24 protein-coding genes are annotated in these 26313 nt (G+C 72.5%); 13 read left to right on the top strand and 11 right to left on the bottom strand.

Annotated elements, in window-relative coordinates:
* Positions 1-5: 5 nt before the first annotated feature.
* Positions 6-2093 carry a SpoIIE family protein phosphatase gene (locus ABZ840_RS19800; protein ID WP_361561332.1) on the bottom strand — a complete coding sequence of 696 codons (2088 nt, stop codon included), beginning with the start codon at positions 2091-2093 and terminating at the stop codon, positions 6-8.
* A 194-nt stretch (positions 2094-2287) separates the two neighbouring features.
* Here ABZ840_RS19800 and ABZ840_RS19795 point away from each other — a divergent pair, with 194 nt between their 5' ends.
* The 6 genes from ABZ840_RS19795 (at position 2288) to ABZ840_RS19770 (ending at position 6752) form a co-directional block, all read left to right on the top strand.
* Positions 2288-3151, top strand: coding sequence for a TetR/AcrR family transcriptional regulator (locus ABZ840_RS19795; protein ID WP_361561331.1), 864 nt, complete (start codon positions 2288-2290; stop codon positions 3149-3151).
* 135 nt (positions 3152-3286) lie between these two features.
* Positions 3287-4174: a 3-keto-5-aminohexanoate cleavage protein gene (locus tag ABZ840_RS19790; protein ID WP_361561330.1), complete on the top strand. Its 888-nt coding sequence runs from the start codon at positions 3287-3289 to the stop codon at positions 4172-4174.
* A gap of 47 nt (positions 4175-4221) precedes the next feature.
* Positions 4222-5184, top strand: coding sequence for a 3-hydroxyacyl-CoA dehydrogenase NAD-binding domain-containing protein (locus ABZ840_RS19785; RefSeq protein ID WP_361561329.1), 963 nt, complete (start codon positions 4222-4224; stop codon positions 5182-5184).
* A complete protein-coding gene (locus ABZ840_RS19780) occupies positions 5181-5660 on the top strand; it encodes a thioesterase family protein (RefSeq protein WP_361561328.1) in 480 nt (159 codons plus the stop codon). Before ABZ840_RS19785 ends, ABZ840_RS19780 begins: the two co-directional genes overlap by 4 nt.
* A gap of 88 nt (positions 5661-5748) precedes the next feature.
* Positions 5749-6081, top strand: a complete 333-nt coding sequence (locus ABZ840_RS19775) for a DUF427 domain-containing protein (RefSeq protein WP_361561327.1) — start codon at positions 5749-5751, stop codon at positions 6079-6081.
* Positions 6081-6752 (top strand): DUF309 domain-containing protein, encoded by a 672-nt coding sequence (locus ABZ840_RS19770; protein ID WP_361561326.1) that lies wholly within the window; start codon positions 6081-6083, stop codon positions 6750-6752. Before ABZ840_RS19775 ends, ABZ840_RS19770 begins: the two co-directional genes overlap by 1 nt.
* Positions 6753-6794: 42 nt before the next feature.
* On the opposite strand, the gene ABZ840_RS19765 is transcribed toward ABZ840_RS19770, so the two are convergent.
* The 9 genes from ABZ840_RS19765 to ABZ840_RS19725 form a co-directional block, all read right to left on the bottom strand.
* Positions 6795-7769, bottom strand: a complete 975-nt coding sequence (locus ABZ840_RS19765; RefSeq protein ID WP_361561325.1) for a serine hydrolase — start codon at positions 7767-7769, stop codon at positions 6795-6797.
* A 172-nt stretch (positions 7770-7941) separates the two neighbouring features.
* Positions 7942-9168, bottom strand: coding sequence for a cytochrome P450 (locus tag ABZ840_RS19760; RefSeq protein ID WP_361561324.1), 1227 nt, complete (start codon positions 9166-9168; stop codon positions 7942-7944).
* 174 nt (positions 9169-9342) lie between these two features.
* Positions 9343-10557: an MAB_1171c family putative transporter gene (locus ABZ840_RS19755; RefSeq protein ID WP_361561323.1), complete on the bottom strand. Its 1215-nt coding sequence runs from the start codon at positions 10555-10557 to the stop codon at positions 9343-9345.
* Positions 10550-11230 carry a hypothetical protein gene (locus tag ABZ840_RS19750; protein WP_361561322.1) on the bottom strand — a complete coding sequence of 227 codons (681 nt, stop codon included), beginning with the start codon at positions 11228-11230 and terminating at the stop codon, positions 10550-10552. Before ABZ840_RS19750 ends, ABZ840_RS19755 begins: the two co-directional genes overlap by 8 nt.
* The gene (locus ABZ840_RS19745) at positions 11217-11708 is read right to left on the bottom strand and encodes a helix-turn-helix domain-containing protein (RefSeq protein ID WP_361561321.1); all 492 of its coding nucleotides are present in this window, start codon (positions 11706-11708) and stop codon (positions 11217-11219) included. Before ABZ840_RS19745 ends, ABZ840_RS19750 begins: the two co-directional genes overlap by 14 nt.
* Before the next feature lie 167 nt (positions 11709-11875).
* Positions 11876-12709, bottom strand: coding sequence for an alpha/beta hydrolase (locus ABZ840_RS19740; RefSeq protein WP_361561320.1), 834 nt, complete (start codon positions 12707-12709; stop codon positions 11876-11878).
* Between the two features lie 72 nt (positions 12710-12781).
* Positions 12782-14134: an MFS transporter gene (locus ABZ840_RS19735; RefSeq protein WP_361561319.1), complete on the bottom strand. Its 1353-nt coding sequence runs from the start codon at positions 14132-14134 to the stop codon at positions 12782-12784.
* A 152-nt stretch (positions 14135-14286) separates the two neighbouring features.
* Positions 14287-15507: an acetyl-CoA C-acetyltransferase gene (locus ABZ840_RS19730; RefSeq protein WP_361561318.1), complete on the bottom strand. Its 1221-nt coding sequence runs from the start codon at positions 15505-15507 to the stop codon at positions 14287-14289.
* Between the two features lie 128 nt (positions 15508-15635).
* Positions 15636-16550, bottom strand: a complete 915-nt coding sequence (locus ABZ840_RS19725; RefSeq protein ID WP_361561317.1) for a LysR family transcriptional regulator — start codon at positions 16548-16550, stop codon at positions 15636-15638.
* Positions 16551-16699: 149 nt separating this feature from the next.
* On the opposite strand from ABZ840_RS19725, the gene ABZ840_RS19720 reads away from it, so the two are divergent.
* The 7 genes from ABZ840_RS19720 (at position 16700) to ABZ840_RS19690 (ending at position 24214) form a co-directional block, all read left to right on the top strand.
* Complete coding sequence (locus ABZ840_RS19720; RefSeq protein ID WP_361561442.1) at positions 16700-17617, top strand: CoA-transferase; 918 nt, start codon at positions 16700-16702, stop codon at positions 17615-17617.
* Positions 17614-18396, top strand: a complete 783-nt coding sequence (locus ABZ840_RS19715) for a CoA-transferase (RefSeq protein ID WP_361561316.1) — start codon at positions 17614-17616, stop codon at positions 18394-18396. Before ABZ840_RS19720 ends, ABZ840_RS19715 begins: the two co-directional genes overlap by 4 nt.
* A 306-nt stretch (positions 18397-18702) precedes the next feature.
* Positions 18703-20244, top strand: a complete 1542-nt coding sequence (locus ABZ840_RS19710) for a 3-hydroxyacyl-CoA dehydrogenase (RefSeq protein WP_361561315.1) — start codon at positions 18703-18705, stop codon at positions 20242-20244.
* 228 nt (positions 20245-20472) lie between these two features.
* The gene (locus ABZ840_RS19705; RefSeq protein ID WP_361561314.1) at positions 20473-21345 is read left to right on the top strand and encodes an MBL fold metallo-hydrolase; all 873 of its coding nucleotides are present in this window, start codon (positions 20473-20475) and stop codon (positions 21343-21345) included.
* A gap of 139 nt (positions 21346-21484) precedes the next feature.
* Positions 21485-22330, top strand: a complete 846-nt coding sequence (locus tag ABZ840_RS19700) for an ABC transporter ATP-binding protein (protein ID WP_361561313.1) — start codon at positions 21485-21487, stop codon at positions 22328-22330.
* On the top strand, positions 22275-23153 hold the full coding sequence (locus ABZ840_RS19695) for an ABC transporter permease (protein WP_361561312.1): 879 nt from the start codon (positions 22275-22277) through the stop codon (positions 23151-23153). The genes ABZ840_RS19700 and ABZ840_RS19695 overlap by 56 nt, the downstream gene beginning before the upstream one ends.
* 26 nt (positions 23154-23179) lie before the next feature.
* Positions 23180-24214, top strand: a complete 1035-nt coding sequence (locus tag ABZ840_RS19690) for an ABC transporter substrate-binding protein (protein WP_361561311.1) — start codon at positions 23180-23182, stop codon at positions 24212-24214.
* Positions 24215-24257: 43 nt separating this feature from the next.
* Here ABZ840_RS19690 and ABZ840_RS19685 read toward each other — a convergent pair whose 3' ends face one another.
* Positions 24258-26258, bottom strand: a complete 2001-nt coding sequence (locus ABZ840_RS19685; RefSeq protein WP_361561310.1) for a beta-N-acetylglucosaminidase domain-containing protein — start codon at positions 26256-26258, stop codon at positions 24258-24260.
* Between the last annotated feature and the right edge of the window lie 55 nt (positions 26259-26313).

The following is a 26313-nucleotide window of genomic DNA, read 5'->3' as shown; positions in this document are numbered from 1 at the left end:
GGGCGTCACGGGCACAGGAACTCGCACCACACGCTCTTGCCGTTGCCCCGCGGCGACACGCCCCAGACGTCCGCCAGCCGGTCGACCAGCAGCAGGCCGCGCCCGTGCACCCGGCTGTCGGCCGGCTCCTCGCGGTGCGGCAGCACGCTGGAGCGGTCGGCGACCTCCAGCCGGAGCCGCCGCTCCCCGTTCCTGGGCAGCGCGAGCGAGACCAGGGCGGCCCCGTCGGTGTGCAGCAGCGCGTTGGTGATCAGCTCGTCGGCGACCAGCTCGATCTCCTCGGCACGCGCGTGCGCGCCCCAGCCGCGTACCGCGTCCCGGATCATGTGCCTGGCCTCGGCGAGCGCGTCGGCGTCCCCGGGGGCGACCTGCCGGCGGACCGTGCCGTGGTGGTCCGGCGGGGCCGTACCGCTGCGGCGGAGCAGCAGCAGCGCCATGTCGTCCTCGCCGTCACCGCTGAGGGAGAGCGTGCACAGCAGGTCGGCGAGCTGCTGGACGTCCTGCGGCCCGGTGCGCACCGCCCGGGCCAGCCGGGCCATCCCGTCGTCCAGGTCGGCGCCGGGCCGCTCGACCAGGCCGTCGGTGCACAGCACCAGCGTCTCGCCGGGCGCGAGGTGCACGGTGGTCACGGGGTAGTCCAGCTGCCCGAACTCGGCGGACAGGCCGAGGGGCAGCCCGCCGGGCACGGGCAGCCGGCGGCAGATGCCCTCGGCGTGCCGGACCAGCGGGTCGACATGGCCGGCCCGGACGATCTGCAGCGCGCCGGTGGTCAGGTCGATGTCGGCGTAGGTGCAGGTGGCGAAGCGTTCGGGGTCCAGTTCGTGCAGGAAGGCGGAGGCGCGGGCCATGACGGTGGCGGGCGCGTGGCCCTCGGCGGCGTACGCGCGCAGGACGATGCGCAGCTGGCCCATGAGGGTGGCGGCCTGGGTGTCGTGCCCCTGGACGTCCCCGATGACGACGGCGACCCTGCCGCCTCCGGACGGCGGCCCCCCGGGCAGCTGGATGACGTCGTACCAGTCGCCGCCGATGTCCTGGCCCAGCTGCGCCGTGCGGTAGCGCACCGCGATGCGGGCGCCGGGGACGCCGGGGATGCGGCGCGGCAGCATGGCGCGCTGGAGCGCCTCGGCGAGGTCGTGCTCCTGGTCGAAGAGCATCGCGCGGGCCAGGCTCTGCGCGATGCTGCTGCCGAGCGCCACGAGGATGCTGCGTTCGTGCGCGCTGAACTCGCACTCCTCCCGGTAGAAGAGGCCGATGACGCCGATGGGGCGGGCCTGCGCGATCAGCGGGAGGTAGGCGGCCGAGCCGACGTTCAGGGGCTGGACGTGCGGCCAGAGCCGTGGATAGCAGGAGGCGAACTCCGCGCGGGAGCGGACGAAGCGCGGCGTGAGGGTGCGCACGACCTCACTCATCGGGAACTCGTCCGCCACTCGGGTGAACCGGTGCTCAGGGACGAAGCTGCCGGCCTGCCCCTCGGAGACGAGCTGGATGCGGCCGGCCTCCACCAGCCCCAGGATCACGTTCTCCACGCCCAGCCGGCTCAGCCCCTGGTCGTCGCCGAGGACGGCGATGACGTCGCGGACGCTCCGGGCGTGCGCGAGGGCCGCGGTGGTGCGCTCCACGACGGAGGTGTGCCCGCGGCGCCGGTCGCCCGGGGTCACCGGGCTCGCGGTGCGGGAGAGCTCCAGCTCCTGGCGGGCGTCGCGGACGATGCCGACGATGCGGTGCGGCCGTCCGCTGTCGTCCCGGTAGATCGTGCCGTGGGTGTGGATCCAGCGCAGCGCGCCGTCGTGGCGCCGGACGCGGAAGTAGGCGCCGTACGACTCGCTGCCGTCCTTGATGGCCTGCGCGACCAGGGAGTCCAGCCGGGCGGCCTCGGCGGGCGGGACCCGGTGGGAGAGCGAGGTGGGACGGCCGTCGAACTCGTCGGCGCGCAGGTCGAAGATCCGCAGCGCGGCGGCGTCCATGTGCAGCCGGCCGCGCTCCAGGTCCCAGTCGAAGCCGCCCATCCCGTTCAGCGCCAGGATGCGGTCCGGCGGGGCGGGCCACTCCTCCGGCGGCGACACGGGAGGGGACTGCGCGCCCCGTTCGGCCATGTCGTCACTTTCCCACATTTCCATCCCTTAGGGGATGTCTGCGCACCTGGCCGGACCCACCGGACACCGGATCTGACTTTCTCATCAGTCAGCCCTCATCACGCGCCATTTTCCCGCCCGCTGCCTAGGATTTTTCCGAGAATCGAAGCATCAGGCGTTGCGGTGATCTCATCACGCTGCTACGGTCCCGAACCATGCAGGAAGACCCCGGCACCCGGCTCGCCGACGAGAACGGCGACCTCACGGACCGCGTCAAGAAGGTGATCGACGGCATCGGCTGCAGCCACCGTGAGTTCGCCCGGCGCATCGTGATGGACCCCTCGAAGCTCTCCCGCTCCCTCGGCGGGACCCGCCGCTTCACCATCGCCGAAATCGTCCGCATCGCCGAGATCGGCGGCGTGGACACGGGCTGGCTGCTGGGCTCCCGGGCCGGGACGCCCGCGCCGCCGGAGGACGGGGCGGCACCCGCCCTCCCCGAAGGCGGCCGGCCGCTGCAGATCGTCCGCGAGACGGTCCGCCTGATCGCCGAGCACGGCTTCCACTCCGTACGCGTCGCCGACATCGCGGCGGCCTGCGGGACGAGCACCGCCGCGATCCACTACCACTTCCCCGGCCGGGACGACCTCCTGGAGGCCGCCGTCCGCTGGTGCATGGACGAGGACACCGCGCGCCGCGCGCAGGGCCTCGCCGGAGCCGCCGACGCCCGCGAGGAGATGCTCCATCTCATCGCGCTGCAGACCCCGCGTACGGAACAGCAGCGCCGGCAGTGGCTGGTCTGGCTGGACATGTGGGCCCAGGCGGCCCGCTCCACCGAGGTCGGGCGGCTGCACGACCACTACTACCGGCAGTGGCGGACCACCGTCGCCGACGTCGTGCGGCGCGGCGTCGAACAGGGCGTCTTCCGCCCCGTCGACGTGGAGTTCACCGCGCTGCGGCTGACCGCGCTGATCGACGGCCTGGCCACCCAGGTGCTGGCCACAGCGCCCGGCAGCACCACCCCCGACCAGATGCACGCCGCACTGACCGCCTTCGTGGACGACGAACTGACCGCCCCGTAAGGCACCCCGGACGACCGTCCGCCCACGATCGTGCGCGGGCAGGCGTGGCCGACGCCTGCCCGCGCACCCCCACTCTTCCCCTGCCGTCATACCTGACGGTTCGTCACCCATTCACCCGCAGAAGGGACTCCCGTCATGAACGACGAGGTCATCATCACCTGTGCGCTGACCGGCGCGGGCGACACCGTACGCCGCTCCCCGCACGTCCCCGTGACGCCGGAGCAGATCGCCACGTCCGCCGTGCAGGCGGCCGAAGCGGGCGCCGCCGTGGTGCACATCCACGTCCGCAACCCCGAGACCGGCGACCCCTCGCGCGACCCGAAGCTGTACGCCGAGGTCGTCGAGCGCATCAAGGAGACCGGCACCGACGTCGTCATCAACCTGACCGCCGGCATGGGCGGCGACCTGGTGCTCGACCCCGACCAGCCGCTGGAGAAGGGCGCCCGGCCCGGCACCGACCTGGTCGGCGGCCTGGACCGGCTGCCGCACGTCGAGGACCTGCTCCCCGACATCTGCACCCTGGACTGCGGCTCGCTGAACTTCGGCGACAACCTCTACATCTCCACCCCCGAGATGCTGCGCAAGGGTGCCAAGCGCATCCAGGAGCTGGGCGTCCGCCCCGAGCTGGAGATCTTCGACACCGGCCAGCTGTGGTTCGCCAAGCAGCTGCGCGCCGAGGGCCTCCTCGACGACCCGACCGTCTTCCAGCTGTGCATGGACATCCCGTGGGGCGCCCCGGCCGACCCGGGCGTGCTCCAGTCGATGGTCAACATGCTGCCGGAGAACGCGGAGTGGGCCAGCTTCGCGCTCGGCCGCATGCAGATGCCGTGGGTCGCCCAGTCCATCCTGCTCGGCGGCAACGTCCGCGTGGGCCTGGAGGACAACCTGTACCTCTCCAAGGGCGTGAAGGCCACCAACGCGCAGCTCGTCGAGCGCGCCGTGACCATCACCGAGTCCCTCGGCGCCAAGGTCGCCACCCCCGACCAGGCCCGCGCCCGCATGGGCCTGAAGCCCCGCGCCTGACTCCCGCTCCCCGTACGCCCGTTCCCACCCTCAGGAGACGCCTCCCCATGTCCTCCCCCGCTCCGCTCGCCCCCGAAGACGTACGCAAGGTCGCCTGCATAGGCGCCGGCGTGATCGGCGGCGGCTGGGTCGCCCACTTCCTCGCCCGCGGTTACGACGTGACCGCCTGGGACCCGGCCGACGACGCCGAGGAGAAGCTGCGCCGCCTGGTCTCCGCCGCCTGGCCCGCCCTTGAGCAGATGGGCCTCGCCGAGGGCGCCTCGCAGGACCGCCTCACCGTCGCGCCCACCCTCGCCGAGGCCGTCGCCGACGCCGACTTCGTGCAGGAGAGCGCCCCGGAGAAGCTGGAGCTGAAGCGCTCGCTGCTGGCCGAGCTGACCGCCGCCACCCGCGACGGCGTCGTCATCGCCTCCTCCACCTCCGGCTACCCGATGTCGGACATGCACTCCGACGCCGCCGACAACGGCCGCCTCGTCGTCGGCCACCCCTTCAACCCGCCGTACCTGATCCCGCTCGTCGAGGTCGTCGGCGGCGAGAAGACCGACCGCGCCGCCGTGGAGTGGGCCTCCCGCTTCTACGACATCGCGGGCAAGTCCGTGATCACCATGGACCGCGAGCTGCCCGGCTTCATCGCCAACCGGCTCCAGGAGGCCCTGTGGCGCGAGGCGCTGCACATGGTCGCCAACGGCGAGGCCTCGGTGCAGGACATCGACGACTCGATCACCGAGGGCCCGGGCCTGCGCTGGGCCTTCATGGGCCCGCTGCTGACCTTCGCGCTGGCCGGCGGCGAGGGCGGCATGGGCCACATGCTCGACCACTTCGGCCCGTCCCTGAAGTCCCCGTGGACCCGCCTGGAGGCCCCCGAGCTGACCCGCGAGCTGCGGGACGCGATGGTCGACGGCTGCGAGAAGGAGGCGGGCGAGCGGACGTACGCGGACCTGGTGGCCGAGCGCGACCAGGGCGTCATCAACGTGCTGCGCGCCACCGGCCGGCTCGGCGGCGCCAAGTGACGGCGGCCGCCGGCGCGCTGCCGCTCTTCCGGCAGACCGTCAAGGACGAGTGGATCGACTACAACGGTCACCTCAGCGAGGCGTACTACGTCCTGGTCTTCGGCTTCGCCACCGATGCGCTGATGGCGGAGACGGGACTGGGCCCGGAGTACCGCGAGGCGACCAACTGCTCGCTGTACACGGTCGAGGCGCACGTCCGGTACCTCCGCGAGGTCGAGCGCAACGCCGAACTGGCCGTACGCACCACCGTGCTGGGCGCGGACACCAAGAAGGCCCGCTTCCTGCACGAGATGTACGTCGCCGACGCGACCGGCGAACCGTCCGGCGACCCGGTCGCCACGGAGGAGCTCTTCGCCCTCCACGTCGACCAGGCCACCGGCCGCTCGGCCCCGCTCCCCGACGCGGTACGCGAGCGCCTCACGTCCCTGACCGCCCCGGCCCCGGAGTGGGCGGGCCGGGGGATCCGGGAGGTCTGACAGCGGTGCGGGTCCGGATGCTTCCGGGCCCGCACCGTCCGTGGGTGACATCCTGGAGGGGACCGTCCCTCGTCCGGGAGGACCACTGATGACCACAGGCCACCGCATCACTGTCGAGCGGAGCGACACCCATGTCCGCGTGGTGCACGACGGGGAAGTGATCGCCGACAGCACGCGACCGCTGGTGCTGCGCGAGACCGGGTATCCGGCCCGCTACTACGTGCCGCCGCAGGACGTCCGTACCGACCTCCTCGTCCCTTCCAAGACCACGACCCACTGCCCCTTCAAGGGCGACGCGTCCTACTGGTCGCTGCCGGACGGGACCGAGGACGCCGTGTGGGCGTACTCGGAGCCCAAGGAGGCCGTGGCGGAGATCAAGGACCACTACTGCTTCTACGAGACCGAGGTCGTCGAGGGCTGATGAGCACGGAGAGCCACGACGAAGGCGGCGACCCGGCCTGCTGGCTGGACCGGGTCTGCGACGCGTGCGGCCGGATCCGGGAGGACCCGGCCGCCGCGTGCCCGCACTGCGCGGCGGAGGCGGCGGACGGCGGTGCCGGGAACGGCGCGGCGAGCGCCCCGCGCGACGCGGCCCCGCGCGGCGCCGGTGCGGCCCGGCGCCGGGACCGGGACGCCGAGGGGCGGGCGCGCAACGCCCGGCCGCGGGACGGCCTGGGCCGCCCGCTGCCGTACGGCTCCCCCGGCGTCGCCCGGCAGCCGGAAGGCGTCGTACGGGAGCCGGCGGAGTCGCTGGCGGAGGCGCAGCAGCTACTGGACGACGGGATGCCGTTCCACGCCCACGAGGTGCTGGAGGATGCCTGGAAGTCCGGGCCGCCGGAGGAGCGCGAGCTGTGGCGCGGGCTCGCCCAGCTGGCCGTCGGGCTCACCCATGCGGCCCGCGGCAACGTCACGGGCGCAGGCTCGCTGCTGACCCGCGGCGCCGCCGCCCTGGGGCCGTACGCGGACTCGGCGCCGTACGGCATCGACGTCGCCGGGCTCGTCCGCTGGGCGGGTGACCTGGCCGGATCGCTGCGGGGGCCGGTCTCGGCGGCCGCTCACGCGCCCCGGCTGCGCGCCGCGGCGGAGCGCTGAAGCCCGGGAGCCGCACCGGCTCCCGGGCCCCGGGACAGCGCCTCAGCCCGCCTTGAAGCCCCAGTTCAGGAGGGCGGCGGCCTCCTTGTAGACCGCGTTCTTCCTGTTCTTGGGGTCGAGGACGGTGACCACGAGGGTGCGTCCGTTGCGTTTCGCGGCGGCGATGAGGGTGTTGCCCGCCTTGCTGGTGTAGCCGTTCTTCACGCCGACGATGCCGGGGTAGCGCGTCACGCCGCCCGTGCCGGACAGCATCCGGTTGGTGTTCACTATGGCGCGCGCACCCTTGGAACCACCGGGGAAGGTGGCCCGTACGGTGCCGCAGTACCGCGCGAAATCGGCGTTCTGCAGGCCCTTGCGGGCGAAGAGGGTGAGATCGCTCGCCGAGGAGACCTGCCCGGCCGCGTCGTAGCCGTCCGGTGTCTTCACGGTCGTGTCGTCGGCGCCGAGCGTGCGAGCCTTGGCCTGCATCTCCTTGGCGGTGGCCTGCCAGCCGCCGTTCATGTTCGCCAGGACGTGCACCGCGTCGTTGCCGGAGCGGAGGAAGACGCCCCGCCACAGGTCGGCGACCGTGTAGCGCTGCCCCTTCTTGATGCCGACGAGGCTGCTGCCCTCGCCCACGCCCTTGAGGTCGGCGGCGGTGACCGTGCGGACCATGTCGGCGGGGAACTTCGGCAGGACGGTGAGCGCGAAGAGCGTCTTCAGGGTGCTGGCCGGGGCGAGTTGGCGATGCGGCTGTTTCGAGCCCACCACCTGGCCGGTCGTGGCATCGGTGACCGTCCAGGCCTTGGCGCTGATGCCGGCCGGGGCCGCCGCCGCCGGCCCCCGGGCGCCGGCGAAGAACCCCGGCCAGACGGGTTCGGGCCAGGCCGCCGTATGGGGCGCGGAACGTTCGGGGAGTGCCCTGCCCTGTGTCGTGGGCGCGGCATGCGCGGGGGCGGGCAGTGCGAGGAGGGCGCCCGCCACGGCTATGGCCGTCAGGGTGCCCGTGGTCCTGGTCGAAGCGGTGTCGGTTCCCATGGAACCACGCTAGGGACACAAGCGGTCACGCGCAGTACCTGATGCGCCAGACGGCTCACGTGTCGCAGCGGAAGGCCCGCCCGGTGCGACGGGGGATGCACACCGGGCGGGCTCAGAACCTTTCTACCGCATGCCGGAACGGTTATGCAGGAAAAGCCTGTTCGAGTCGCCGCTACCAGGCGACGGGGAGCGACATCAAGCCACGCGCTCGGATGGACCTGCGCCACCGCAACTCCGTACGCGGAACGGTCGGGCGAAGGCCGGGGAAACGCTGAATCACGGCGTTGAGGGCCGTCTGCGTCTCCATTCTGGCGAGCGGAGCGCCGAGGCAGTAGTGGATGCCGTGGCCGAGCGCGAGATGGCCGAAAATATCGCGGTGCGGATCGAGTGTCGCGGGCTCGGGGAACCGTTCCGGGTCACGGTTGGCGGACGCCAGCGAGAGCAGCACGCTCTCCCCCGCAGGGATCCGCACGCCACCGATCTCCACGTCCTCGACCGGGAAGCGGCGGATGGCCAGCGGCGCCGGACCGTCGTACCGCGCGAACTCCTCCACGGCGCCGGGCATCAGCCCGGGATCGGCACGCAACTCCGCCAGCACGTCCGGGTGGTCGAGCAGCGCGAGGACGGCGTTGCCGATGAGGTGGACGGTGTTCTCGTAGCCCGCGAAGAGGATGAGGAAGGCGAGCGAGGTCAGCTCGTCCTCGCTGAGCCGGTCCCCCGCCACTCCGCCGTCGGCGTCCGCCTCGTCGCGCACGGCGATCAGGTCGGAGAGCAGGTCGTCCCCCGGCTCGGCGCGCTTGGTGGCGATCAGTCCGGTGAAGAAGCGCAGCATGGCGCCGATCGCCTCCTTCATCGCCTCGGGCCGGGACGGGTCGGGCGTGATGAGCGCGTCGGTCCAGGAGCGGAAGTCGTGCCGGTCGGTCTCCGGCACCCCCAGCAGATCGCAGATGACGATGATCGGCAGCGGGCCCGCGAAGTCGGCGATCAGGTCGGCGGTGCCCTTGGCCTCGACGGCGTCCAGCAGGTCCGCCGCGACCTTCGCCACGGGAGCGCGCAGCTTCTCGACGCGGCCGGGCGTGAACGCCTTGACCACCAGGCGGCGGACGCGGGTGTGGTCCGGCGGGTCCATGTTCAGCAGGTTGGCGTCCAGGGCCGGCGGCAGGGAGAAACCCCGGTAACCGTTCGAGCTGTTGCGCTTGTCCAGTGCGAGCCGGGGGTCGGCCAGACCGCTGCGGACGTCGGCGTAGCGGGTGACGAGCCAGGCGGGCTGCCCGTCGGGGCCGGTGATCCGGTGCACCGGACCGGCCTCCCGCAGCCCCTCGTACGCCGCGTACGGGTCGTCCAGCAGCATCGTCGGGTCGAGGGGGTCCGGACGGTCTGATGTGGGGGTCTTCTGCATGGATCCCGACCTTATGGGGTGCCGGCCGGCCACCCCCACCCGGGGCGGGGCCCGTCTCCGGCCGCGGACAAGAGCACAGGGCGGCCCCGGGGCCGAAACCCCGTGCCGCCCTGTGCCGTAGGCGGTTCGGACCCCCGTACCGAGCCACCTTGTCTGTGGTGCGCCGTTGCGGCGCTATGCCCCCCGCTCCTGCACGGTGCTGCGTTGTCGCAGCTCGGCGAGGACCGTCTCGGCCAGGGACGAGCGGTAGACGTCCGCGACCAGTGCCAGGTGTTCGTACTCCGCCGCCGGCGCCATGTCGGTGGTGACCACGACGGATTCGGCGTACGGCTCCGGGAGCCGGTCGGCCTGCCGGTTGTCCAGGCCCCGGCGCAGCGCCACCGCCTCGGCCACCGCGGCCAGTTGCGCCGCCTCGATGCCCACCGCGCGGGCCCGCTCGCGGGCGAAGTCGACGGCGTCGGCCTCGACGTACCGGCGGATGCCGCGCTGTACGTCGCGGATCTCCGCCATCTGGCGGTTGGCCCGCCACTCCAGGTCGGCGAACGGCCAGCCGCCCGGCCGCGAGCCCTCCATCGTCACCTCCGGGGCGTGCGCGGTGGCCTCGCGCCACAGGGGCGAGAGGCGGCGCAGCCGGCGCCAGGCGGACGCGCGGGGGCCGGCGGCGGGCAGCGCGAACCCGATGAGGACGAGGATCGCGGCGACCGAAGCGCTCAGCGGGGCCACGCCGTTGGAGAGCCACGGCGCCGGGCTGCCGGCCCAGGAGAGCGCGAAGCCGATGAGCTTGCAGGCGCAGTACAGCAGGCCCAGCCAGCAGCCGGCGGCCAGCACGCGCAGGCCGCGGGCCAGCCAGGACGGGCCGACCTTGGTGGCGTAGCGCGGGCAGAGGGTGCCGAGCCCGGCCAGGCTCGCGCCGAAGATGGCCAGGTACAGCATCAGGAACACCATGACGCCGGGCGCGTCGGTGTACGCGGTGCTGAAGTCCCGCGGGTGCTCCACGGCGTCCGGGCGGCCGACGGCGAAGCCGGTGACGGCCACCGCCCACGCCACCACGACGAGCCCGAGGACCGTACGGGTGCGGGTACGGGCCCGGCCGCGGGCCGCCTCGTCCTCGCCGCCGGTCCAGCGCAGCAGCAGCACCAGGGCGCCGGCCGCGAAGACCACGACGGAGGAGTACAGGAAGACCATGGCGAGGTTGGCGACGCCGGTGAACCGGTCGAAGGCGCGGTACAGGCTCGGCGCCGAGAACAGGAACACCGTGGCGACGCCCGCCGTCATCAGGGACGTCAGGCCCAGGTCGGCGTTGGCGCGGTCGCGCAGCCAGGCGCGGAACTTGTAGCCCGCGAGCCCCCAGGCGACGGCCGCGAAGCAGAGATAGACCACGTCAAACACGCGGCGGCCCTCCATCCTCGGAGCCGGTCCCCCGGTCCTCCGGACCGCTGTGCCCGGCGCCGTCCAGCTCGCGGCGGATGTGCTTGAGCGCCGGGCCCAGCGCGGCGGCGATATCGGCCGCGTCACCGCTGAGCGGCGGGTCGTCCTTGGCAGTGGCGGGCACCAGGTGCGCCATGAGGAGCGTGCCGAGGACCTCGGTCTCGCGCTCGGTGGCGTCGTCGTAGCAGTGGTGGCGCGCGAAGCGGGCGGTCAGGCCCATCCGCCGGGCGGCCGTGGCGACGTCCATGGTGGGCGTCCACACCTTCAGCGCGTTCTCGGTGACGGTGGGGTCCTGCTCATGGCCGAGGAGGAGGTGGCTCAGCTCGTGGAGGACGATGTGGGTCTGGTGCCAGGGCGAGGTCTGCCGCTCGTAGAAGACCCACCAGCCGTCGTCGGTGCCCGCGGTCATGCCGGAGACCACGCCGCCCAGGCTCATCGGCGCGATGCGCACGGGGCGCCCCACGCGCCGCGCCACGACCTCGCACAGGCCGGTCAGGTCGGTCGCGGCGGGCAGCGCCAGCTCCTGGACGAGCTGCTTGCACCTCCGGCGTATGCGCCGTACCCGCATGGCCGTACCGTCCTCGAATCCCGTCCGCCGCCATGCGACGAAGAGCTGCTCGTCAGTGGCCGGCATGCGGTTCCTCACCGCTGGTCGCCGGCGGGTCCGGCGGCAGGTCCATCTGCTGCCGGAACTGGGAGATGATCGTCGTGAGGCTGTCCTGCACCTCGGGCGGCAGACCGACCGAGCGCAGCGCGATCGTCCGCACCCGCTGGTCGCGCATGGCCGCGAGGAAGCTCAGTTCCTCCTCCACCCGGTCGGCCTGCGGCTGGGAGAGGTCCCCGACCAGATAGCCGACCGGCACCGCGAAGAACTTGGCGAGCGCGCGCAGCACTTCGTGGCTGGGGTTGGTGCGCCTGCCCTTGCGGAGCATGGACAGGTACTGCTCGGAGAGCGTCACGTCCCCGTACTCGGCGCCCTCGCTGATCTCCTCGGCGACGTAGGCGTTGGTGTACGGCGCGCCGGGCGGGTGCATGTGGGCGAAGAGGTGGTTCAGCCGCTCGGCGAGCGGGCTGTGCTCGCTCTTCGGCGTACCGTCGCCCCCTCGCGCCATGTCCGTGCCCCATCCCTGTCTGCTCTGGTCCCAGCAGCGGCCGAACGACGCGCGCACCCAACGGACAGTTGAGTCGCGCGCTCTCCGCTGTGCTCATCCTTTCATGAGCGGAACGAGACGCACCAGTCCACCTACGGACAGTCACCGCATCCCGGCGCAGGCGTGCATCAACTCGTGGTTGAGAAGGTTCCCCGGATACGCACGGTGTCGAGAAAACCGCCGACGGCCTGCGCGAACCCCGCGGGGTCAGCGGCGTACAGCCAGTGTCCGCAGCCGGGGAACTCGGTGAGTGCGGTGTGCGGCCGGGCACCGGCCATCCACTCCGCGGTGGCGCGCGTCAGCAGGAAGCTCTCGCCCGCCCTGAGCAGCAGGGCCGGCTGCCGGGAGGCGGCCCACCGGGCGGAGAAGTCGCCGGTGAAGGCGCGTTGCGAGGCCATCATGCCGTCCATGTCGAAGAGCAGCCCCCAGCCGTCCTCGAACTCCGCCGCGCTGTCCAGGAAGTAGCCGGCGTCCGGGATGCCCCGCGCCTCGATGGCGGCGCGCAGGGCCGCGCGCGAGGGGGTGCGGCGCGGCCACCGCGACACGTCCAGGACGGGCTGTGTCTCGGGGGCGTGGTTGCGTACGGTCATGTCCGCCACGACGAGGGCCCGCACGAGGTCGGGGTGGCGTTCGGCGAGCAGGAAGGCGACGGCGCCGCCCATGGAGTGGCCGAGCACGGCCGCGGGGCCGGCGTCCAGAGCGCGCAGGAGGGCCGCCGCGTCCGCCACGTACGCGTCCGGGGTGAAGGGGCCGCCGTGGTCGGAGAGTCCGTGGCCGCGCTGGTCCGGGGCGAGCACGCGGTACCGGCCGGCCAGCGCGGCGGCCAGCGGCGCGAAGATCCGGCCGCGGCCGAAGTGGCCGTGCAGCGCGAGCAGGACGGGCCCGGGGCCGCCGGAGTCGAGGTAGGCGAAGCGGCGGCCGCGCAGGCGGACGAAGGACTCGGGGACGGGCGCGGCGGACACGGCGGGGCCTCTCTCGTGGGCGTCGGACGTACGGACGCCCACGAGCATCCCAGCCGGCCCGCCGGCCGCGTCCTACCGCGCGGGCAGCGGCGCGGCGACGGGAGCCCCCGCCGCGGTGTCCGCCGCCGTCTCGTCGTGGTTCGGGCGGCGCAGGAGCAGCAGCATGCAGCCCATGGTCAGGGCGACCTGGAAGACCGCGTAGACGATGACCGCGGTGATCGAGCCGGTCCAGTTCAGCAGCGACTGGCCGATGATCGGGGTGGTGCCGCCCAGCAGCGTGCCGCACAGCTGGTAGCAGAGGGAGATGCCGGTGTACCGCAGGTGCGCGGGGAAGCGGCTGGCGAGCATGCCGGCCAGCGCCGCGTAGTACAGGCAGTGCGGGATGGTCGCCACCGCGACGCCGAACATCGCCAGGCCGTAGTTCTCGGTGCCGATGAGGAGGAACATCACCGGCATCAGGAACAGTTCGGGGATCAGCATCACGCAGACGGCCCGCGACCAGCTCTTCATCTTCGTGGCGAGGACCGCGCCGAAGGGCTGCACGATGATCTGGGTGATGTTGGCGACCAGGATGATCGTGAGGAAGGAGCTGCGGTCGAAGTCCAGGGCGCTGGTCGCCCAGGACAGCGCGAAGGTGGACTTGAAGTACGTGGCCGACAGGCCGATGGTGCAGGCGCCGATGCCCAGGACGATCAGCATCGGGTGGCTGCGCAGCACCTCGGTCAGCGGCAGCTTCGCGACCTCCTTCTTCTCGATCAGCTTCGCCATCGCCGGGGATTCGGCGACCTTCAGCCGGACGAAGAGGCCGACCATGACCAGCAGCGCGGAGGCGAGGAACGGCACTCGCCAGCCCCAGGAGGTGAAGGCGTCGTCCGGCAGCCGGCTGATGGCCAGGAACGACAGCGTGCTGAGCGTGTTGCCGACCGGCGAGCCCTGCTGTGCGAAGGCCCCGTACAGCACGGACTTGCCCTTGGGCGCGGACTCGGAGGCGATCAGGACGGAGCCGCCCCACTCGCCGCCCAGGCCGATGCCCTGGATCATGCGTATCGCCACGAGCAGGACCGGCGCGGCGATGCCGATGGAGGCATAGCCGGGCAGCAGCCCGATGGCCGTGGTGGACACGCCCATCATCAGCAGGGTGATGACGAGGGTCTTCTTGCGGCCGAGCCGGTCGCCGTAGTGCCCGAAGATGATGCCGCCGAGCGGCCGGGCGAGGAAGCCGACCCAGAAGGTCGCGAAGGCGACCAGCGTGCCGAGGGCGCCGTCCAGTTCGGGGAAGAAGACCTTGTCGAAGACGAGGGCCGAGGCGGTGCCGTAGATGTAGAAGTCGAACCACTCGATGGTGGAGCCGATGAAGGCGCCGATCCCGGCGCGGTTGGCGGCTCTGGTGCGGTCGCGTGCGGTGGGCGCGGTGGGCGCACTCATACGGACTCCCTGGGCGTCTTTGGGCAGGGGAAGGGGACACCAGGGGCGCCGCGTCGTCCCGAGCGGCGCCCCTGGGTGGTACGGGTGGTGCGCGATGTACTTGTACGGGGTACGGAGCGGCTACTGGCTCCGTACGAGGAATCGGCCGGGGGTCAGGCGATCCGCTCGAAGACGGCCGCGAGTCCCTGGCCGCCGCCGATGCACATGGTCTCCAGGCCGTAGCGGGCCTCGCGGCGCTTCATCTCGCGGGCGAGGGTGGCCAGGATGCGGGCGCCGGTGGCGCCGACGGGGTGGCCGAGGGAGACGCCGGAGCCGTTGACGTTGAGCCGCTCGTGGTCGGCCTCGCCGAGGCCCAGCTCCTTGGTGCAGGCCAGCACCTGCGCGGCGAACGCCTCGTTCAGCTCGATGAGGTCCATCTCGGCGAGCTTCAGGCCCGCCTTGTCCAGCGCCGAGCGGGTGGCACCGACCGGGCCGAGGCCCATGGTCTCCGGGGCGCAGCCGGTCCGCGCGAAGGAGACGAGCCGCACGATCGGGGTGAGGCCCAGCCGCTCGGCGGTGGCGGCGCTGGTGACCAGGCAGGCAGCGGCGGCGTCGTTCTGGCCGCTGGCGTTGCCCGCGGTGACGGTGGCCTCGGGGTCCTGCCGGCCCATGATCGGCTTGAGCTCGGCCAGCTGCTCGGCGGTGGTCTCGGGGCGCGGGTGCTCGTCGGCGGAGACGACGGTGTCGCCCTTACGGCCGCGCACGGTGACCGGCACGATCTCCTCGTCGAAGAGACCCGCCTCGATGGCGCGTCCGGCCCGCTGCTGCGAGCGGAGCGCCAGCGCGTCCTGGTCGGCGCGGCTGATGCCGTACTGGCGGCGCAGGTTCTCGGCGGTCTCGATCATGCCGCCGGGGATCGGGTGGTTCGCGCCGCCCGCGGTGACCCGGCCGCGGGTGAGGGAGTCGTGCAACGTGAGGTTCGGGCCCTTGATGCCCCAGCGGCCGTCGTGGGTGTAGTACGGCGCCGCGCTCATCACGTCCACGCCGCCGGCGATCACCACGTCGCTGAAGCCCGCCTTGATCTGCATCGCGGCGTCCAGCACGGCCTGCAGGCCGGAACCGCAGCGGCGGTCGATCTGCACGCCCGTGACGGTGTCGGGCAGGCCGGCGTCCAGGGCGGCCACCCGGCCGATGGCCGGCGCGTCGGAGGTGGGCCAGGCGTGGCCGAGGATCACTTCGTCGACCTTCTCGGGCGCGACGCCGGTCCGGCGGACGATCTCGCTGATCAGCAGGGCGGCCAGGGCGGCGGGGCGCTGTCCGGCCAGCGCCCCGCCGAACTTGCCGATCGGGGTGCGCAGCGGTTCGCAGAGGACGATTTCGGTGGGGTCGGACATGCCACGGCCTTTCCTGGTGCCCTGAGGGACGCTTCCCGGTGACTTTTCCACCCGAGCACTGAGCCGGTCCAATATCCAATTCGCCAAGGATTCGGACGCCAGGTTTATCAATCGGCGATCGGTACAGGTCAGACGCGAACCGGAGCCTTCCCTTCAGGTGTGGGCAGCGCCTCCTCGGCCACCGCCAGGACGGTACGCAGCGCCGCCGAGGGGTTGTCCGGACGCCAGGCCAGCGCGGCCTGCAGCCGTATCGGCGGGCCCGCCAGCGGCCGGTAGACCAGCCCGGTCTGCTGGATGTGCTGGCAGGAGGTGACGGTGAGGGTGACGCCCACACCCGCGGCGACCAGCGCCAGGATCGTGTACGAGTCGGGCGCCTCCTGCACCACCCGCGGGTTGAACCCGGCGTCCTCGCACGCCCGGACCGTGGCGTCCCGGACCGTGGACCCGGCGTTGGCGGGAAAACTGACGAACGGCTCGTCGGCGAGCGCGGCGATGGGGATGCGCCGGCGGCGGGCCAGCGGATGGTCCGACGGCAGCGCGCAGACCAGCTCCTCCTCGTCGATCACCCGGGTCGTGACGCCCGCCTGGGTGACCGGGAGGCGGACGAAGCCGAGGTCGAGCGAGCCGTCGGCGACCCCGGCGAGCGCGACGTTGGCGTACGTCTGGCCCTTCATCACCAGCTCCAGCGCCGGGTGCGCGGCCCGCACGGCGCGCGTGAGCAACGGCAGCGTCTCGTGCGTGGAGGCGCCGGCGAAGCCGATGGTGACCCGGCCGTACTCACCACGCCCGGCAGCCTTGGTGGCGCGGGTCGCGGTGTCCAGGTCGGCGAGGACCGTACGGACGGGATCCAGGAAGGACTGACCCGCGCTGGTCAGCCGGACCGAGCGGGTGTTGCGCTCGAAGAGCTGAACGCCCAGCTCCTTCTCCAGCTGGCGGATCTGCTGACTGAGCGGCGGCTGCGCCATCTGCAGACGCTTGGCGGCCCGGCCAAAGTGCAGCTCCTCCGCCACCGCGACAAAGGCGGTGAGATGCCGCAGCTCCATACCGTTCCGTCCATCCCTGCGAGCCGACTATTTCTTTCCCGATATCAGTCTGACCTTAATTCGGTATTGGACGGAGATCAATGGCCGGTGAAACGGTAAGCGGGACCGGATCCACACCCCGCACGCCGAGGAGCACCGTGGACAAGACCATGACGATGCGGGAGGCCGTCTCCTCCTTCGTCCATGACGGGGACACCGTCTCCCTCGAAGGCTTCACGCACCTCATCCCCACCGCCGCCGGGCACGAGATCATCCGGCAGGGCCGCCGGGACCTCACCGTCGTCCGGATGACCGCGGACATCGTCGTGGACCAGATGCTCGCCGCCGGCTGCGTCTCCCGGCTGGTCTCCTCCTTCGTCGGCAACTCCTCGGCCGGTTCGCTCGGTGAGCTGCGCCGCCGGGTGGAGAAGGCCGACCCCGAGCCGCTGGTCTTCGAGGAGTACAGCCACTACGGCATGATCTGCCGCTACCTCGCGGGCGCCCAGCGACTGCCGTTCTACCCGCTGCGTTCGTACGGCGGCAGCGACCTGCCCTCCGTCAACGAGGGCCTGCGCAAGGTCACTTCGCCCTACCCGGGCCCGGGCGGCGAGGCCGAGCAGGTCTACGTCGTACCGCCCGTCAACCCCGACGTGACGATCATTCACGCGCAGCGCGCCGACCGCAGCGGCAACACCCAGATCTGGGGCCTGACGGGCGTCCAGGCGGAGGCGGTCTACGCGGCGGACAAGGCGGTCGTGGTCGTCGAGGAGATCGTCGAGGACGAGGTCGTCCGCTCCGACCCGAACCGCACGGTGATCCCCTCGCACGCGGTGGACGCGGTGGTGGCCTGCCCGCGCGGCGCCCACCCCTCCTTCGCGCAGGGCTACTACGACCGGGACAACGCCTTCTACCGCGCCTGGTCCGGGATCAGCAAGGACCCCGACCGGCTGCAGGACTGGCTGAAGGAGTGGGTGTACGGCACCGCGGACCACGCGGAGTACGTCAGCAAGCTCGGCGAGGAGTTCTGGGACTCCCTCGCCGTCGGCGAGGCGATGAGCCTGCCGGTCAACTACGGGAGGCGACTGTGAGCACGGACCCGACCACCACCCCCGACGTGACCTCGTCCGAGCTGCTGGCCGTCGTCGCCTCGCGCGAACTGGCGGCGCGGCGGACGGTGTTCGCCGGTATCGGGCTGCCCACGCTGGCCGCCTCGCTCGCCCATCTCACGGTCGCGCCGCAGCTGGAGATCGTGTACGAGTCCGGGGTGTGCGGCGCGCACCCCTCGCACCTGCCCGAGACGATCGCCGACGCGGTGCTGATCACCGGCGCCGAGGCGGTCCTCTCGATGCCCGCGCTCTTCGGGTACGTCCTCCAGGGCGGCCACATCGACGTCGGGTTCCTCGGCGCGGCGCAGATCGACAAGTGGGGCAACCTCAACACCTCCGTCATCGGTGACTGGGACGCGCCGAAGGTGCGGCTGCCCGGCTCCGGCGGCGCGATCGAGGTGATGGCCAACTCCCGCGAGGTGTTCGTGGTGATGCGCCGCCACGACCCGCGCTCCTTCACCGAGAAGCTGGACTTCTGCACCACGCCGGGGCCCGACCGCGCCCTCGAAGAGGGCGTGCGCCCGCTCGGCACGGGCGTCACCCGGGTCATCACCGAGCTGGGCATCCTGGCCCGCACGGGCGTCGGCCAGGAGCTGACGCTGGTGGCCGTGCACCCGGGCGTGACGGTGGACCAGGTACGCGAGAACACCGGCTGGGACCTCGCGGTCGCCGACACCGTGGAGACCGTCCGCCCCCCGAGCGACGCCGAGCTGCGCCTGCTGCGCGAGGATGTCGATCCGGACCGGGTGTACCTGCGCTGAGCGCGTATACCTGCGCTGAGCGCGTGTACCTCCGCTGACCGCGTGGACAACGCCCGTGGTCACGCCGGGTTGTCAGTGGGTGGGGGTAACTTCATGAGGAGTGTGGTGGAGGCGGGGGAGGGGGTCTCGATCACGGGACTCTCCTTGTGAGGGTCGGGGCTCTCTTTGCGGGGTCGGGGCTTTCCTTGCGGGGGGGGCGGGACTTTCCTCGCGGGGAGAGGGAGGGGCCCTGCCACGGAAACGACGAGACGGACGGGCCCCGCCAAAGAACAGCTGGCGGCGGACCGGCACAAGGGAGTATCTGACGTGCGAATCAGGATCGTGGGCGCCGGCGTCATGGGTCGCGGCATCGCCCAGTGGGCCGCCACCGCCGGGCACACCGTCGAGCTGGCCGACATCCGTACGGAGGCGGTCGGCGCGGCCGTCGACTTCGTGCGGGGCATGCTCGACCGGGCCGCCGCCAAGGGCCGGATCGCGGAAGGGGAAGCGGCGGACACGCTCGCCCGCATCGTGCCGCTGGACTCCCCCTGGGCGCCCGGCGACGACGTCGAGCTGGTCATCGAGGCCGCCCGGGAGGACCTGGACACCAAGGCCGAGGTCTTCGGCAAGCTGGCCGAGACGCTCCCCGCGTCCACGGTCTTCGCGACCAACACCTCCTCCCTGTCGGTCACCGCGATCGCCGCCACGCTCGACGACCCCTCGCGCCTGGCGGGCCTGCACTTCTTCAACCCCGTACCGCTGATGAAGATCGTGGAGGTGGTGCCGGGCGCGGCGACCCGGCCGGAGATCCCGGAGCTGCTCACCGGGCTGGTGGCCGGCACCGGGCACCGCGCCGTCGTCGTCGCCGACACCCCCGGCTTCCTCGTCAACCACGCCGGGCGCGGCCTGGTCACGGAGGCGCTGGCGCTGCTGGAGGAGACGGTCGCCGACGTACCGGGGATCGACCGCATCGCACGGGACGTCCTCGGCCTGAAGATGGGCCCGTTCGAGCTGATGGACCTCACCGGGCTCGACGTGACCACGGCGGTCATCGACACGATCTGGCACGGCTTCCGCCACTCCGACCGGCTCCGCCCGTCCTTCCTCACCCCCAACCGGGTGACCGCCGGGCTGCACGGCCGCAAGGCGGGCCGGGGCTGGTACGCGTACGGCCCCGAGGACCCGGCGCCGGCCGCCGCCCCCGAAGCGCCCGTCACCGGCGACGCCAAGCGGCCCGTACGGGTGGCCGGCACGGGCCCCGGTACGGAGGCGCTGCGGTCGGCGCTCGCCGCGTCCGGCGCCGTGCTCGACGACGCCGAAGTCCCGGCCGACGACGCGCTCGTACTCGTCGCCACCTGGGGCACGACGGTCGCCGAAGCGGTGGCGGGCCTGGGCCTGCCACCGGCCCGCACCCTCGGCGTCGACCCGCTGTCCCTCGCCACCCGCCGCCGGGTGCTGGCCGCCACGCCGGCCACCGACCCGGAGGTGGCGGCCGACGCCCGTGCGGTCCTCGCAGCGGCGGGCGGCGAAGCGGAGCCGTACGCGGTGACCGTCGTACGGGACGCCGCGGGCTCCGTCGCGCAGCGGCTGCTCGCCTCGATCGTGTCGGTCGCGGCGTCCATCGCGGAGCGCGGTCTCGCGGCACCGGCCGACATCGACCTCGCCGTCACCACCGGCCTGGGCTATCCGCACGGGCCGCTGACCTGGGGCGACACCATCGGCGCTCCCCGACTGCTCGCGCTCCAGCAGGCGCTGCACCGTACGACGGGCGATCCGCGGTACCGCCCCACCCGCTGGCTCACCGAGCGCGCTCAGCTGGGGATGTCCCTCACCGACCCGGGCAACAGCCCGTTCCCGCAGGCCGGCTGAGCCTGCCTCCGACCCGGCCGCGGCGCATCGCTGATCATGCCCTGACTCCCGGTGCGCCGCGGCCGCGCACCCCACGGCGGCCGGCGCCCGGACACACTTGCCACGCCCGCATGCTTGTCATGCCCTCGCCATTCAACTCGCGCCAATGTCCCGCAGAGAGCACCTGACCAGCAAGGACAAGACCCGCACCGGGTTCCTCTTTCCCTGCCCGGCCGTTGTACTGGCGCCATGGACAACGACTGGTACGTGGACGACCGTTGCACCGACTGCGACGTCGCCAGGCAGCTCGCGCCCGGCCTGATCGACCGGGTGGGGCAGCGGTCCGAGGTGGTGCGCCAGCCGCGCGACGCGGCGGAGGACCGGGCGGTCCACGCCGCCGCCTTCGCCTGCCCGACCCGCTCCGTCCGCCCCGCCTCCGGGCGCCTCGACCCCGCGCTCGACCCCTTCCCGCTGGCCCTCGACGCGGCCGTCTCGCTCTGCGGCCACAACTCCCGGCAGACCGCCGGCGCCAACTCCTACCTCGTACGCCGCCCGGCAGGAACCCTCGTACTGGTGGACACCCCGCGCTGGAGCGAGGTGCTCGCCGCGAAGTACGCGGCGCTCGGCACGGTCACCGACGTCCTGCTCACCCACCGGGACCACGCGGCACACGGCCGCCAGTACGCGGACCACTTCGGCGCCCGGCTCTGGATCCACGAGGGCGACCTGGACGCGGCACCCGACGCCGACCGGGTGCTGCGCGGCACGGAGCGCGTGGAGATCGGTCCGGGGCTGATCGCGCACCCGCTCCCCGGCCACACGCGCGGCAGTGTGCTGTACGTCGCCGACGAGCGGTACTGCTTCAGCGGGGACAGCTTCTACTGGTCGCGCACGACGGGCGACATCGAGGTGGCGGAGAGCGTCACCTGGTACTCCATCGAGGAGCTGGCCGCCTCCCTGGCACGTACCGCGGGGCGGCTGCGCTTCGAGTGGCTGCTGCCCGGTCATGGCGACCGCAAGCACCTGCCGGCGGACCGGATGGCGGAGCGGCTGCGGGGCCTGGTGGCGCGCACGCGGCGACTGACGCCCCGGCCGGTCGACTTCACCGCGATGCGCTGGTGACACCGGCCGCGCCCGCGGCCCTCCCCTTCATGAGACGCCCCGGCCGACTTTCGTCGTGCGGGACCGTTGCGCGATCACGGTGCGGTGACCAATCATGACCGGCGAGTGATCTTCAGGTCCCGCTGAACGGAGGGTGCCGATGGCTGTCGGGGACGACAGCGCGGCCGTCGAGCTGCGCGGCGTCACGATGACGTACCAGGGCGCCGAGGGCGACTACACGGCCGTACGGGAGGTGGATCTGACGGTGGCACCGGGGCGGTTCGTCTCGGTGGTCGGGCCCACGGGGTGCGGCAAGTCCACGGTGCTCAACGCGGTGGCCGGGCTGCGCGAGCCGTCCGCCGGGCAGGTCCGCATCGGCGGCGAACCGCTGGACGGCCTGAACCGCAGGGCCGGTTACATGTTCCAGCAGGACGCCCTGCTGCCCTGGAAGACCGTCGTGCAGAACGTGGCGTTCGGCCTCGAACTGTCCGGCGTGGACAAGGCCGAACGCCTGGCGCGGGCCCACGAGTGGGTCCGGCGCGTGGGCCTGGCCGGCTTCGAGAACGCCTACCCGCACCAGCTCTCCGGCGGGATGCGCAAGCGCACCGCCGTCGCCCAGACCTGGATCGGCGACCCGGACATCCTGCTGATGGACGAGCCGTTCGGCGCGCTGGACGTGCAGACCCGGCAGGTCATGGAGAACGAGCTGCTGGCGCTGTGGACCGACAGCGGCAAGACGGTCCTCTTCGTCACCCATGACCTGGAGGAGGCGGTGTCGCTGTCGGACGAGGTGGTGCTGCTGTCCGCGGGGCCCGGCAGCGGCGTCGTCGGCCGGTACCCGGTCGACCTGCCCCGGCCGCGCGACCTGCTCGACATCAGGACCACGCCGCGCTTCACCGAGCTGTACGGCGCGATCTGGGCGGACTTGAGGAACGAGGTGATGAGGACCTATGAGCGCGCTTCCCACGGGACCGCGGGCGCCGGAGCTGTCCAAGACGCCGGCTGACACCGCACCGCCACGGCCCGCCGGGCCCCCGCGCCGCCGCCGGAGCGGCCCGTCCCGGCCCGCCGTGCTCGCGGCCCAGCTCGGCCTGGCCGTCGTGCTCGTCGCGGGCTGGGAGCTGGGCGCCCGTACCGGCGTCGTCGACCCGTTCTTCTTCAGCTCCCCCGCCGCCGTCGCCGGCCGCATCGGCAAGTGGCTGGGCAGCGGCGAGATCTACGGGCATCTGCTCACCACCCTGCTGGAGGCGGCGCTCGCGCTGGTCATCGGCGGCGTACTGGGCCTGGGCATCGGCTTCCTGCTGGCCCGCGCCCGCACCCTGGCCGCCGTCCTCGACCCGTACATCAAGGTGCTCAACGCGCTGCCGCGGGTCGTCCTGGCACCGATCTTCCTGCTCTGGTTCGGGCTCGGCATCTGGTCGAAGGTCGCCTTCGGCGTGACGCTGGTCTTCTTCATCGTCTTCTTCAACACCTACCAGGGCGTACGGGAAGTGGACCGGGTACTGGTCGACAACGCCCGGATGCTGGGCGCGAAGGAGAGCCAGCTGATCCGGCACGTGCTGCTGCCCAGCGCCATGTCGTGGATCTTCTCCAGCCTGCACACCAGCGTCGGCTTCGCGATCGTCGGCGCGGTGGTCGGCGAGTACCTCGGCGCGTCCGAAGGAATGGGCTACCTGATCGCGCAGGCGGAGGGGACGTTCGACACGACCGGGGTGTTCGCCGGGATGGTAGTGCTCTCCGCCGTGGTCGTCGTCATCGACCTCCTCGTCAACCGCGTCGAACGCCGTCTGCTGCGCTGGCAGCCCGCCCGCGAGCGCGGCCACGCCTGACCCGCCCCCTTCCCCCAGGAGAGTTCATGGCGCACCATCCCGCCCGCCGCCCCCTGCGCAGCGCCGTGGCCGCGGCTGCCTGCCTCGCCACGCTCGCCGCCGTCTCCGGCTGCTCGTCCGGCGGCGGGGGCGACGCGGTCCGCATCGGCGTCGGCGGCCAGCCGCTGCTGGTCTATCTGCCCACCACGCTCGCCCAGCAGCTGGGCTACTACAAGGAGGCGGGCGTCCAGGTACGGCTGGAGGACCTGCAGGGCGGGTCGAAGGCGCTGCAGGCGATGCAGGGCGGCAGTGTGGACGTGGTGAGCGGCTACTACGACCACACGATCCAGATGCAGGCCAAGCACCGGGACGTGGTCTCGTTCGTCAACATGCTGCGCTATCCCTCGCTGGTGCTGGCCGTCTCCCCCAAGGCGAGCAAGAAGATCGACTCGGTCGAGGACCTCAAGGGCGCGAAGGTCGGCGTGACCGCGCCCGGTTCGTCCACCGACTTCTTCCTCAAGAAGCTGCTCACCGACCACGGCATGAAGGCCGACGCGGCGAGCGTGCAGGGCATCGGGGGCGACTCCACGGCGGTCGCGGCGATGGAGCAGGGCCGGGTGGACGCGGCCGTCATGCTCGACCCGGCGGTCTCCCAGCTCCAGAAGCGGGTGGGCGCGAAGCAGGTGAAGCTGCTCACCGACACGCGTACCGAGAAGGGCGTCCAGGAGGACTTCGGCGTCTCGACCTACCCCGCCGCCGTCCTCTACTCCGACCGCGACTGGCTGGAGGACCATCCCGACCGGGCCCGCAAGCTGGCGAAGGCGGTCCTGAAGGCGCTGAAGTACATCGACACGCACTCCGCCAAGGAGATCGCGGCGAAGATGCCGCGCCAGTACGCCGGTGACGACCCGGCGGTGTACGAGAAGGCCATCGCGCAGGCGAAGGACGCGTACGCCAAGGACGGCCGGATCCGAGCCGACGGCGCGGCGGCGGTGCACAAGGTGCTCTCCGCCTTCACGCCGGAGATCGCGAAGGCGGATGTGGACCTGGAGAAGACCTACACGAACGAGTATGTGAAGTAGGGCGGTCCGGGGTGCTCTCGTACGAGGGCACCCCGGCCTCCGGTCAGTCCTGCGCCGCGGCGTCCTGCAACTCGCGGACCTTGGCGAGGAAGTCGCCGATGAACGGGTCACCGATCTTGACCGCGCCGTGCGGGCGGGTCTCCTCCGGGTCGGAGGTGATCTTCCCGGCGGCGCTCGCGTCGGCGTCCATGGCGGCACGTTCCTTCGCGGCCCCCGCCGTGTCGCCGTCCTGCACGGCGGTCAGCGCGGCGAGCCCGTGCCGCATCGCCGAGCCCCACAGCGCCGTGGCGTCCAGCCAGCGGTCGGCGTCGTGCAGGAACAGCTTGTCGGGCACCCCGGAGCGGATCACCCGCGGCGCGCGGGCGATGCCCTCGACCGTCGGGTGCAGCTTCGCGACCGCCGCCTCCGGGTCGCTGTCGTACGCCTTCCAGAACGCCGCCAGCCGGGCGCTGAGCACCGGGGCCTGCGGCTGCCACGGCGTCGGCGTGGAGCCGGGCGCGAGGTGGTTGAGGTCGACGAAGGTCTGTACGGCGTCGGCGGTCTCCGGGTCGCCGCCCGCGAGGTGCAGCGCGGACTGCCGGGCCGATCGCCGCACGTCGTAACCGCGGTCGTTCCAGGCGAAGTCGGCGATGGTGAAGACGGCGAGCTTGCTGGCCGCCTCCTGGTTCATCGGGTTGGAGACGACGCCGCTGAGGTGGTCGGAGAGGCCCGCCTCGCGCTTGTCGTACGGGGCGAGCAGCAGCCGGCCGGCGGTCTTGTCGAAGTCGTTGACCGGGTAGTTGTCCCAGACGAAGACCTTGCGGCCGAACAGTTCGGCGGCCTTGGCGGCCTGGTCGTTGGTGATCTCCGACGGCACCACCTCGGTGCCGGTCCACATCACCTCGATGTCCTCATCGAGCGTCGAGCGGAGCTTCTGCTTGTACGCGGTGTCGGTCAGGTCGCCGTACTCGGTCGGCACCATCTGGAGCGGGTTGGTGCCCTCGTGGGTGGCGATGAAGGCGCGCTGGACCTCGTTGAGCAGGCCGACCTGGGCCTCGGCGGCGGGTTCGCGGCCCGGCGCGCCGAACTTCTTCTCGTCCGCCGCGCAGTTCCACTTCGTGTAGCTGATGTCGTCCAGCGGCACGGAGAAGGAGCGGACGCCGAGGCCGTACAGCGACTCCAGCTTGGCGATGAGGGCCTTGACGTCGGCCGGGTCGGAGTAGCAGATGGAGTTGCCGGGCGAGACGGCGAAGGTGAAGCGGACGTGGTGGGCGGTCGCGCGCCGCACCAGGGCGCCCAGCTCGTCGAGCTTGTCGGCGGGGTAGGGATCGCGCCACTTCTCGCGGTGGTACGGGTCGTCCTTGGGCGCGTAGACGTAGGTGTTGGACTTGACCTCGCCGAGGAAATCCATCTGGTCCAGGCGCTCTTCGTGGGTCCACGGGGAGCCGTAGAAGCCCTCGATGGAGCCGCGCAGCGGCATGGACGGGAAGTCGGAGACCGAGGCGCCGGCGATCCGGCCCCCGGCGATCAGGCCGCGCAGGGTCTGCACGGCGTAGTACTGGCCGGCGGCGTCGGTGCCGCCGAGCGCGACGGTGGCCTGCCGCGACCGGTGGTCGGCGACGCGCAGCGCGTATCCCTCGGCGTGGTCCGGTACGTCCGTGCCGCGCAGCGCCGCCGCGACGTCCGGGCGAGTGGCCGGGCCGAGCAGCACGGTGAGCGCGGCGTGGCGACCGGGGCGGGTGCTGACATCGATGTCAAGCACGCCGTGCGCGCGCAGCGTCTTGAGGAGCAGCGTGCGCGCCGCCGCGTCGGTGTCCCTCCCGACGACGACGTTGACGCGGCCGCCGAGCCGGACGTCGGCCGAGACCCGGGTCATGTGCTGCGGGGTCGGCGAGATCACCGGGAGCGGCCGCTCGTGGCCGGCTTCCGGTGCCGCGCCGCCCGGTGCCGCGCCGCCCGGTGCCGCGCCGCCCGGTGGCGCGGCGCCCGGTGGCGCGGCGCCGAGCGTGGCGGCGGCGAGCAGCACGGCGAGCGAGCCGGTGAGCGATCTGGCGAAGACGGTCACGTGGCCTCCGGAGGTGTGGCGGACTGCGGGTGCGCGGCCGGCTCATGAGGGGAAG

The sequence above is a fragment of the Streptomyces sp. NPDC047117 genome, from assembly GCF_040643545.1.
In the GTDB taxonomy this organism is placed as follows: domain Bacteria; phylum Actinomycetota; class Actinomycetes; order Streptomycetales; family Streptomycetaceae; genus Streptomyces.
Note: the sequence above shows the minus strand (reverse complement) of the source record. Positions and strands in the feature narration are given on the sequence as shown.

What these genes read in the sequence shown, in the direction of transcription:
- ABZ840_RS19770 (WP_361561326.1), top strand. Translation starts at nt 6,081, where the DNA reads ATGAGCACGGAGAGCCACGACGAAGGCGGCGACCCGGCCTGCTGGCTG.
- ABZ840_RS19800 (WP_361561332.1), bottom strand. Translation starts at nt 2,093, where the DNA reads ATGGCCGAACGGGGCGCGCAGTCCCCTCCCGTGTCGCCGCCGGAGGAG.
- ABZ840_RS19695 (WP_361561312.1), top strand. Translation starts at nt 22,275, where the DNA reads ATGAGCGCGCTTCCCACGGGACCGCGGGCGCCGGAGCTGTCCAAGACG.
- ABZ840_RS19690 (WP_361561311.1), top strand. Translation starts at nt 23,180, where the DNA reads ATGGCGCACCATCCCGCCCGCCGCCCCCTGCGCAGCGCCGTGGCCGCG.
- ABZ840_RS19795 (WP_361561331.1), top strand. Translation starts at nt 2,288, where the DNA reads ATGCAGGAAGACCCCGGCACCCGGCTCGCCGACGAGAACGGCGACCTC.
- ABZ840_RS19760 (WP_361561324.1), bottom strand. Translation starts at nt 9,168, where the DNA reads ATGCAGAAGACCCCCACATCAGACCGTCCGGACCCCCTCGACCCGACG.
- ABZ840_RS19700 (WP_361561313.1), top strand. Translation starts at nt 21,485, where the DNA reads ATGGCTGTCGGGGACGACAGCGCGGCCGTCGAGCTGCGCGGCGTCACG.
- ABZ840_RS19745 (WP_361561321.1), bottom strand. Translation starts at nt 11,708, where the DNA reads ATGGCGCGAGGGGGCGACGGTACGCCGAAGAGCGAGCACAGCCCGCTC.
- ABZ840_RS19785 (WP_361561329.1), top strand. Translation starts at nt 4,222, where the DNA reads ATGTCCTCCCCCGCTCCGCTCGCCCCCGAAGACGTACGCAAGGTCGCC.
- ABZ840_RS19735 (WP_361561319.1), bottom strand. Translation starts at nt 14,134, where the DNA reads ATGAGTGCGCCCACCGCGCCCACCGCACGCGACCGCACCAGAGCCGCC.
- ABZ840_RS19765 (WP_361561325.1), bottom strand. Translation starts at nt 7,769, where the DNA reads ATGGGAACCGACACCGCTTCGACCAGGACCACGGGCACCCTGACGGCC.
- ABZ840_RS19775 (WP_361561327.1), top strand. Translation starts at nt 5,749, where the DNA reads ATGACCACAGGCCACCGCATCACTGTCGAGCGGAGCGACACCCATGTC.
- ABZ840_RS19790 (WP_361561330.1), top strand. Translation starts at nt 3,287, where the DNA reads ATGAACGACGAGGTCATCATCACCTGTGCGCTGACCGGCGCGGGCGAC.
- ABZ840_RS19705 (WP_361561314.1), top strand. Translation starts at nt 20,473, where the DNA reads ATGGACAACGACTGGTACGTGGACGACCGTTGCACCGACTGCGACGTC.
- ABZ840_RS19750 (WP_361561322.1), bottom strand. Translation starts at nt 11,230, where the DNA reads ATGCCGGCCACTGACGAGCAGCTCTTCGTCGCATGGCGGCGGACGGGA.
- ABZ840_RS19725 (WP_361561317.1), bottom strand. Translation starts at nt 16,550, where the DNA reads ATGGAGCTGCGGCATCTCACCGCCTTTGTCGCGGTGGCGGAGGAGCTG.
- ABZ840_RS19720 (WP_361561442.1), top strand. Translation starts at nt 16,700, where the DNA reads ATGACGATGCGGGAGGCCGTCTCCTCCTTCGTCCATGACGGGGACACC.
- ABZ840_RS19730 (WP_361561318.1), bottom strand. Translation starts at nt 15,507, where the DNA reads ATGTCCGACCCCACCGAAATCGTCCTCTGCGAACCGCTGCGCACCCCG.